General features: G+C 70.8%; 3 protein-coding genes. All 3 read right to left on the bottom strand.

Annotation, left to right across the window (positions count from 1 at the left end):
• On the bottom strand, positions 1–352 hold a 352-nt coding region (locus EPN98_RS16580), incomplete at its 3' end, for an efflux RND transporter permease subunit (protein ID WP_293364025.1).
• A gap of 14 nt (positions 353–366) precedes the next feature.
• A complete protein-coding gene (locus EPN98_RS16575; RefSeq protein ID WP_293364024.1) occupies positions 367–1,617 on the bottom strand; it encodes an efflux RND transporter periplasmic adaptor subunit in 1,251 nt (416 codons plus the stop codon).
• Positions 1,614–2,024, bottom strand: a 411-nt coding sequence (locus EPN98_RS16570) for a TolC family protein (protein WP_293364023.1), incomplete at its 5' end; no start/stop codon positions are given. The genes EPN98_RS16570 and EPN98_RS16575, both read right to left, overlap by 4 nt.

Raw genomic sequence — 2,024 nt, 5'->3', positions numbered from 1 at the left:
TGGCCGTCTGGAGCCGCTCGTTGACCAGCTGCCGGGCGAAGTAGATGTCGGTCCCGTCCTTGAACACGACGGTCACCTGGCTGAGCCCGTACCGCGAGACCGAGCGCGTGTATTGCAGCCCTGGGAGGCCGGCGATGGCCGTCTCCACCGGGAAGGTGATGCGCTGCTCCGACTCCAGGGGCGAAAAGCCAGGGGCCTCGGTGTTGATCTGGACCTGGACGTTGGTGATGTCCGGCGTGGCGTCTATGGGCAGCCGCTGGAAGCTCCAGACGCCGATGCCGGCGCTGAGGAGCACGAGCGCCAGCACGATCCAGCGGTAGCGGATCGAGAGCGCGACGATGCGTTCGAGCATGGTGTGGTCCGCCCCTAGTGGTCGTGGCTCGCGCCGGACTTGTCGATGTCCGCGCGGATCAGGAAGGCGCCGTCGGTGACGTATTCCGTGCCGGGTTCCAGGCCGCCCAGAACCTCAGTCCATTCCGCGGTCTTGCGGCCGAGTTCGAGCATCCGCACCTCGTAGGTGTTCCCCACCTTGGCGAAGACGACGGTGAAGTCGCGGAACCGCTGCAAGGCCTTGGTGCGGACCGCCAGGGGGACCTGCACCGTATTGACCGCGAAGGCGCCCTCGACGCCGAGGCCTGGACGCCAGGCCTCGCCCCCGCGGATCGGGACGCGGGCCACCAGGGTCTGGCTGGCGAAGTCGGCGGTCGGCAGCACGGCGTCGACCCGGCTGCTGACCCGCGCGTCGCCCGACAGGCTGCGGACCTCCACCAGCTGACCGACCCGGACCCGCTCGGCGTCGCGCGGGTAGACGAAGAACCCGGCGTAGAGACGGTTGGGATCGGCGACGACATAGAGCGGCTGTTCGCCGGCCACGCCCCCGACATTGGCGTTCTTCTCGACGATCACGCCGGAGATCGGGGCCGGGATCGGATAGGTCTGCAGGCTGTTGGCGGACTCGACGCGCGCCAACACCTGGCCCTTGCGCACCGGCTGGCCCAGCTCCGCGGCGAGCGACATGACCCGGCCTGGATACCAGGCGCGGACCTCGGCCTTGCCCTCGGGGGAGATCTCCACGCGGCCGGAGAGGTCGATGAGCTCGGCGATGGCGACCGGTCCGGCGCGCTCGCTCTTCACGCCGCCGGCCTGGGCGGCCTGCGCCGAGATGGAGGTGCGGCCCTCGTAGGACGCATAGGCCCAGCGGTGGGTCCGGCCCCCCTCGACGGCGGTGATCTTGACGTCGAAGGAGTGCGGCTCGTTCACAACGCCCTGGCCGCGGAGATAGTCCTCCTGCGGGTTGAAATCGAAGCGGTCCGTCCGGCCGCCCAGTCGCCCCAACTCGACCGCCACCTGCACGGTCCTGGGATCGAGCGGCTTGTCCTTACGGTAGACGTACACGTGGAACTCCGGCGGTACGCCGTCCTCGAAGATGGTCATCTCCAAGGCGAAGTCGCCGTCGCGCAGCAGGCGGCCGCGGTGCGGGCCGCGTTCGTAGTCGGGCACGGCGGCATGGCCCGGGGCTTCCGCCGGCTTGGCTCGCTCACCGCAGCTCGCCAGCGCCAGGCCAGCCAGCACGATGAGCAGCGGCGCCGTGGCGCGCTTGAGGGACCGGGACATCATCGGCGGGGCTCCGCGCTGGCGGTGTGGGTGACGAGGGCGGCATGGCGACCGGCGAGGCGGTCGAGCGCGGCCTGATCGAGGTGGAACTGTCTGAGGACCACGAGGCGTCGGGCCCGCGCGTCGAAGAGGGCGCGCTCCGCCTCGGCGACATCGAGGTACTGGAAACCGCCGCGAGTGAAGCCCGCGCGCACCTGCTCTGCCGCGCGGATGGCAGCCGGGATCACCTCGGTGCGGATGCGCTCGGACTCACGGGCGGATGCGGTCATGCGGCGGGTGAGGCGGGCGATCTCGCGCTCCCGGGCGAGCCGCGCCGCCTCGATCTCCACCTCGGCGGCGGTGCGCTCGGCCTGGGCGCGCTCGACGCCGGCCTTGTTGGTGTCGTAGCGCCGAAGCGGAATGGACCCGCC

It is taken from the genome of Phenylobacterium sp. (genome assembly GCF_004299445.1).
Lineage (GTDB): Bacteria > Pseudomonadota > Alphaproteobacteria > Caulobacterales > Caulobacteraceae > Phenylobacterium.
The sequence above is the reverse complement of the archived record's forward strand: the minus strand, read 5'-3'. Positions and strand labels throughout refer to the sequence as shown.

Bases quoted from the DNA above. Each gene is read 5' to 3' on its own strand.
- EPN98_RS16575 (WP_293364024.1), bottom strand. From the start codon at position 1,617: ATGATGTCCCGGTCCCTCAAGCGCGCCACGGCGCCGCTGCTCATCGTG.